At 71.3% G+C, this 6,387-nt stretch carries 7 protein-coding genes; 5 read left to right on the top strand and 2 right to left on the bottom strand.

Annotated features, from left to right (window positions below; genetic code table 11):
• Nucleotides 1-136 precede the first annotated feature (136 nt).
• Together VH969_RS33250 and VH969_RS33245 are read right to left on the bottom strand one after the other, a co-directional pair.
• The gene (locus VH969_RS33250; protein ID WP_331981872.1) at nt 137-1,000 is read right to left on the bottom strand and encodes an LLM class flavin-dependent oxidoreductase; all 864 of its coding nucleotides are present in this window, start codon (nt 998-1,000) and stop codon (nt 137-139) included.
• A 92-nt stretch (nt 1,001-1,092) separates the two neighbouring features.
• Complete coding sequence (locus VH969_RS33245; RefSeq protein ID WP_331981869.1) at nt 1,093-2,109, bottom strand: methyltransferase; 1,017 nt, start codon at nt 2,107-2,109, stop codon at nt 1,093-1,095.
• Nucleotides 2,110-2,253: 144 nt separating this feature from the next.
• On the opposite strand from VH969_RS33245, the gene VH969_RS33240 reads away from it, so the two are divergent.
• The 5 genes from VH969_RS33240 to VH969_RS33220 all read left to right on the top strand — a co-directional run bounded on the left by VH969_RS33240 (nt 2,254) and on the right by VH969_RS33220 (nt 6,365).
• Entirely contained in the window at nt 2,254-3,561 is a 1,308-nt protein-coding gene (locus VH969_RS33240) for an AMP-binding protein (RefSeq protein WP_331981866.1), read from the top strand.
• Nucleotides 3,562-3,715: 154 nt separating this feature from the next.
• Complete coding sequence (locus VH969_RS33235) at nt 3,716-4,201, top strand: cupin domain-containing protein (RefSeq protein ID WP_331981863.1); 486 nt, start codon at nt 3,716-3,718, stop codon at nt 4,199-4,201.
• A 15-nt stretch (nt 4,202-4,216) separates the two neighbouring features.
• Nucleotides 4,217-5,149: an amidohydrolase family protein gene (locus tag VH969_RS33230; RefSeq protein WP_331981860.1), complete on the top strand. Its 933-nt coding sequence runs from the start codon at nt 4,217-4,219 to the stop codon at nt 5,147-5,149.
• Nucleotides 5,150-5,222: 73 nt separating this feature from the next.
• On the top strand, nt 5,223-5,966 hold the full coding sequence (locus VH969_RS33225; protein ID WP_331981857.1) for an SDR family NAD(P)-dependent oxidoreductase: 744 nt from the start codon (nt 5,223-5,225) through the stop codon (nt 5,964-5,966).
• A gap of 21 nt (nt 5,967-5,987) precedes the next feature.
• Nucleotides 5,988-6,365 carry a SchA/CurD-like domain-containing protein gene (locus tag VH969_RS33220; RefSeq protein ID WP_331981855.1) on the top strand — a complete coding sequence of 126 codons (378 nt, stop codon included), beginning with the start codon at nt 5,988-5,990 and terminating at the stop codon, nt 6,363-6,365.
• The last annotated feature ends 22 nt before the right edge of the window (nt 6,366-6,387 follow it).

Raw genomic sequence — 6,387 nt, 5'->3', positions numbered from 1 at the left:
GCACCGGGAACGAGCGCGGCGGACGACGAGACGGACGACGAGACGGACGACGAGACGGGCGTCGCGCGGGGAGCCGACAGCGCTCCGGCACGACGCCCGTCTTCCGGCGGAGAAAGCTCCGTCCACCCGCTGCGGGTCAGGCGGTCAGCTCGCGCAGCTCGGTCAGCTGGTCGATGCCGTAGCCGCTCGGGAAGAAGTACACCTCGTCGCAGCCGCCGGCCTCGTACGCGGCCACCTGCTGGCGCAGCTTGTCCGCCCCCACCGCCGCGTTGTTCAGCACGACGTTCGCGTACGGCGGGGCGAAGCCGTAGTACGACAGCAGGTACGACTCCGCCAGGTCCCGCGCCGACGGGCCCAGCGAGTAGTACGCCAGCACCGTCGTCCGCGGCTCGCCCTCACGGCCCAGCTCCGCCCAGGCGGCCCGGAACTCCTTGGCACCGCCCATGAACATGCCGACCCCACCGCCACCGGAGATCCAGCCGTCACCCAGGCGGGCGGCGCGCTTGATGGCCGGCGGGGTGTGGCCGCCCAGCAGGACCGGCGGGCCGTCGGGGTCGGTCGGGGCGGGCCCGACGGCACCGGCGTAGCCCATCCGCTTGCCCGCCCAGATCTCCCGCAGCCGCGCCAGCTGGTCCTCGACCCGCCGGCCGCGGCCCTTCATCGGCACGCCGCTCGCCTCGTAGTCGTCCGGCCGCGAGCCCGCCGACAGGCCCAGCACGAGCCGGCCACCCGAGATGCGGTCGATCGTGGCGAGCTGCTTGGCCAGCAGGACGTCGTTGGTGTGCAACGGCGACACGAGGATCGTCGTCACCAGCTTCACCCGTTCGGTGACCGCGGCGACCGCGGCCAGCGTCGTGAGCGACTCCAGGTTGTCGTACACGATCCGGTCGGTGATCGCCACGCTGGAGAAGCCGAGCCGATCAGCCTGTACCGCCCAGTCCAGGATGTCCGATTCGGACACACCAGGAACCTTGACCGGGAGGCCGATTCCGATGTCCATGAAGAGTCCCTCCTTCGTCGGGCAGGCATACCCTCTTCGTTTCTACCCAGGGACGCTCGACACGCGGTGCAGGCCGGCTCGGGAACCCGCGGTCACGCCGGCACGGCCTCGAGGACCGACTCGCCGTCGGGGAAGTTGGCCCACATGCCGATGCGCAGGCCGCTCTGCCCGAGCAGCTCCTCGTACTCGTCGTAGGTGCGCGTGCGGACGCCCATGAGGGCGAACATGTAGAAGCTCAGCGCCACCGGGTAGGTCGTGCGGTCGTTGGCGCTGGGCATGTTCCCGACGATGACGAGCCGGTCACCGGCGCTCATCGCCGACCGGACGTTCGCGAGGATGCGCAGGGCCTCGGCGTCGCTCCAGTCGCCGATCACGCGGGAGAGCAGGTAGACGTCGCCGGTGGCGGGGACGCCGTCGAAGAAGCTGCCCGCCGCGAGCGTGACGCGGTCGCCGACGCCGGCCCTCGCGAGCACCGGCCGCGCCCCCTCGACCACGTGCGGCAGGTCGACCAGCGTCGCCTGCAGGTGCCGGTAACGGCGCAGGATCGCGGACAGCACCGCACCGCGGCCACCGCCGACGTCCACGACGTGCCGGGTGGCGGCGAAGTCGCAGGCCGCCAGCAGGCTCTCCAGGCCGGTCGGCCCCGCCATCGCCACGTCGTAGAGTCTCGCGAAGTCCGGAGTGGACGACACGTACTCGGAGAACGGTTTCCCGTACGCCGCCGTGAACATCGGCTCGCCCGTGCGCGCCGCCCGCGTCGCCTTCGCCAGCGTGTGGTCCACCTCCTCCCGCCCGACGAGCATGCACAACGCCGCCTCGCTGTCCGGTGCGTCCGACCGCAGCAGCCGGCCGAGATCGGTGAGCTCGAACACTCGCAGCTCCACTTCGGCCAGCACCCCGCCCGCGCAACCGAGGCGCAGGAACGGAAGCAGCGTGTCCGGGTCGGCGCCGACCTCGGCCGCCAGCTCCGCACTGGTGCGCTTGGCGGTCAGCGCGTCCGGCACGCCCAGCTCGCACAGCGTCGCCGTGGCCTTCGCGAGCACCGAGCCGGTGATCAGCTCGCGGAGCCGGAGGTGGGCGGGGACCGCATGCTGGCTCGACGACGCCACGGCGCACTCCTTCGAAAAGACGACGACCCCTTCCGGCCAAATGATCCGGCAACGTCCTCGAGGCGGGCTCAGCGGCACGTTGACCCGAACCTGCTCCAATTTGCCGTGCGCGCCCGCGACAGCGACCCAGGAGGATTCCGGAAAATGAGCTCCCTTCCGCGCATCGGGCAGTGGACCACCCTCGACGAGCTGCAGGCGCTGCAGGACAAGCAGCTGCCGCACCTGCTCGGCTGGGCGGCCCGCTCGCCGTTCTACTCGAAGCGGATCGGCTCGGCGCTCACGTCCATGCGCACCCGCGCGGACCTGGAGTCGATCGAGCCCACGACCAAACAGGACCTCCGTGACCAGTACCCGTTCGGCCTGCTCGCGGTGCCGAAGGAGGAGCTCGCGACCTACCACGAGTCCAGCGGCACGGCCGGGCAGCCGACTCCGTCGTACTACACGGCGCAGGACTGGGTCGACCTCGCCGAGCGCTACGCGCGCAAGTGGGTGGGCATCAACGCGAACGACGTCTTCCTCGTCCGCACGCCGTACGCGTTGATGATCACCGGCCACCTGGCGCACGCCGCCGCGCGCCTGCACGGGGCGACGGTCGTGCCGGGCGACAACCGGTCGGTGGCCATGCCGTACTCACGCGTGGTCCGGGTGCTGCACGACCTCGGCGTCACGCTGTCCTGGTCGATGCCGACCGAGACGCTGATGTGGGCCGCGGCCGCCCGGGCGGCGGGGTACGAGCCGGGCCGGGACTTCCCGGCGCTGCGGGCGTTGTTCGTCGGCGGCGAGCCGGTCAGCCCGACCCGGCGCAAGCGGATCAGCGAGCTGTGGGGCGTGCCGGTGGTCGAGGAGTACGGCTCGACCGAGACCGGCAGCCTGGCCGGCGAGTGCTCGTGGGGCCACCTGCACCTGTGGGCGGACCGCGCGATCTTCGAGGTGTACGACCCGGTCACCGGCACGGTCGGCCCGGAGGGCAGCGGGCAGCTCGTGGTGACCCCGCTGTACCGGGAGGCCATGCCGCTGCTGCGCTACAACCTGGGCGACGACGTGGAGGTCAGCTATGCGGACTGCCCGTGCGGCTGGGCGCTGCCGACCGTTCGCGTGCTGGGCCGGGCGGGTTTCGGCTACCCGGTCGGCGGCGCGACGATCACGCAGAACCGCCTGGAGGAGCTGGTCTTCTCGCTGCCGGTCGAGCACGAGGTCCTCTTCTGGCGCGCCCGCGCCCTGCCGGAGCGGCTGACCGTGGAGGTCGAGGTGCCGGACGCCTACCGCGAGGCCGCGTGTGCCGGCCTGCGCCAGGCGATCGCCACCGAGTACGGCATCGATGCTGACGTCGCCGGGGTCACCCCGGGCACGCTCCTGCCGACAGAGGTGCTGACCGGCGTGCACGACGTCGTGAAGCCGCGCAGCCTGTTCGGCCCGGACGAGGACTGGACGAAGGGCCTCATCTACTACTAGGTCCCGCAGGCGTGTGGGCGGAAGACGTGCATGAACACCTGCGCCGGCACCTGAGCTGACACCGGGGTCGAGTCCCGACCCGGGCGCAGCCGAGTCTCGAGTGTCCGCGCGTAGAAAGAAAACCAGAGCGTGCAACCCGTTGCGAGGAGTTTCCATGTCGGAGACGAAACCGTTCCTCTGTGGACCGCAGGAGGGCCAGGCCATCTGGCACTTCGGTTCGCTCGTCGTGTTCAAGGCGACCGGCGCGGACACCGGTGGGCAGTACTGGCTCGCCGAGCTGTCGTGCAACCGCGGCTACGGCTCGCCGGTGCACGTGCACAGCCGCGAGGACGAGCTGTTCCAGATTCTCGACGGCGAGATGAGCATCGAGGTCGGCGACGAGAAGTACCACGCCAAGCCCGGTGCCTCGGTCTTCCTGCCGCGCAACGTCCCGCACTCGTACAAGGCCGAGTCCGACACGGTGAAGGCGCTCGTGCTCGGCACGCCGGCCGGCTACGAGAACTGGTTCGTCGAGACCGGGACGCCGGCCGAGCGGCTGGAGGTCCCGGCGTTCGACCCGTCGACGTTCCCCGACTTCGGCGCGGTGATCGCCTCGACGCAGAAGTACGGGGGCCAGGTCCTCGGCCCGCCGCGGGACTGAGCGGGGACGGGGTTCATGACAATCGACGTGCACGGGCATGTCACGCCGCCCGAGCTGCTCAAGAAGTTCCCGATGCCGCCGAGCCTCGGCGACATCGACGGGATGCTGGCGCGAAAGGCCGCGCTCGGCATCACCACGACGGTGGTCGGGAGCCCGGTCGGCTACGGCACGATGCTCCCGGTTCCCGGAAACGACAACTACGCGCAGCCACCCGCATCGCTCGCGCGCTTCCACGAGTGGGTGGCCGAGACCGTGCGGGCGAAGGCCGGCGCGCTGACGGGCTACGTCTACGCCAACCCGTTCTCCGCCGACGACGTGGCCCGCGCCGCGGAGTGGTTGCGGGAGAAGGAGTTCACGGGCGTCATCGCGAACTCCTCCGTGCGCGGCGAGTTCCTCGACGACTCGCGCACGGACGACTTCTTCGCGATGGCCACGGAGGCCGGCGCGCCTGTCCTGCTGCACCCGCCCGCGGTGCCGGTCGCGGCCGAGGCCATGGGCAAGGTCGGTGCGATCGAGCACGTCGTGCGTCCGTGCGACATCACGATGGGCGTGGCGGCGATCCTGCTCGCGGGGCGGCTGCAACGGTTCCCCCGGCTCAAGCTGATCGTGCCGAACGCCGGCGGGGCGCTCGCGCTGCTGCGCGAGAAGCTCGACATGGCCCAGCAACGCGACCAGCTCGAGGGCCCACCGATCAGCGAGCAGCTGCGGCAGCTCTACGTCGACACCGCGACGCCGTCCCTGCCGGCGCTGCGTGCCGCGGTCGAGGTGTTCGGCCCGGACCGGATGCTCTTCGGCACCGACTCGCCGCCGCTCGCCACGTCGCTCAAGGACGCGCTCGCCGCCGTCGACGCGCTCGGTCTGTCCGATGAGGACCGGGCGAACGTGCTGGGCGGCACCGCGGCCGAGCTGTTCGGCCTGGGTGCCGTCGAGTTGAGGAGGGCGTCGTGAGCGGAGCTTGCGGAGCGAACCAGCAAACACAGGGCGACCGCGAGCGGCGCCACCGAGCCTGCGAGGGGGCGTCGTGAGTCGCGTTCTGGTCGTCGGGGGCTATGGTGGGCTCGGCGGGGTGATCTGCGAGCAGTTCGCCGAGCGGGGCGACTCCGTCGCGGTCGCCGGCCGGTCGGCGGAGAAGGCGGGCGAGCTGGCGGAGAAGCTGACCGCGAACGGGGGCACCGCGCTCGGGCTCGCCGTCGACGTGACCGACTCGGCCACGATCGACGCCGCCGTGGCGCGGCTGGACGAGGAATGGGGCGGCATCGACGTCCTCGTCAACTCGGCGAGCAAGCTCATCACCGTGCCGGCCGAGCACTTCGACGAGCGGCAGTGGGCCGACGTCGTCAACGCCAACCTCGTCGGCGCCTTCCTGCTGTCGCAGTCGGTCGGCCGGCACATGCTGGCGCGGGACGGCGGCCGGATCATCCACCTGTCCTCGGTGCGCGGGGACGCCGGCGGGCGGATGGGCTTCTCCGCCTACGGCGCCAGCAAGGCCGGGGTCAACCTGCTGGTCAAGCAGCTGGCGACGGAGTGGGGTGGGCGCGGCATCACGGTGAACGCGGTCGCCCCTGGGTTCATGCGCACCGACTTCGTGGCGGCCGCGCAGCAGAACCCGCAGTTCGTCCAGCGGCTCCAGCAGCGCATCCCCGCCGGCCGGTTCGCCGAGCCGGAGGAGGTCGCGAGCGCGGTCACCTACCTCGCCTCGCCACTGGCCCGGTTCATCAACGGGCAGGTCATCTACGTCGACGGCGGCGTCACCGCCAGCCACTAGTTCCCGTAACGGAGGTAAGGAATGTCCACCTGGCACGCGCTGATCTACCCGATCACGGCGGGCAGCGAGGAGGCCGTCAAGGAGCTGTTCCGCACGAGCGGACGGCCGGACTTCGAGGTGAAGGACGAGAACGGCAAGGTCGTCGGCCGCCTGCTCGCCACGATGGCGTTCGTCGGCACCGAGGCCGCGATCCGCGTGATCCACGTCGACGGCCCGCTGCCGCTGGTGGCCGCGCACATGAGCCGCCAGCCCGAGGTGCGCGAGTTCGAGCGGCAGCTCGAGGAGTACCTGTCCGAGCCGCGGGACATGGTCTCGCCGGAGGGCGCCCGGGCGTTCTTCCAGAAGGCCGGCATGGAGAACGTGCTCTACCGCACCGCACCGGAGCAGAAAGCCGCCTGAGTGCCCGCCTGAGTGCCTGACG

Origin of the sequence: Actinophytocola sp. (genome assembly GCF_036555685.1) — a bacterium.
In the GTDB taxonomy this organism is placed as follows: Bacteria; Actinomycetota; Actinomycetes; order Mycobacteriales; family Pseudonocardiaceae; genus Actinophytocola.
This window is presented reverse-complemented; position numbering and strand designations above follow the sequence as displayed.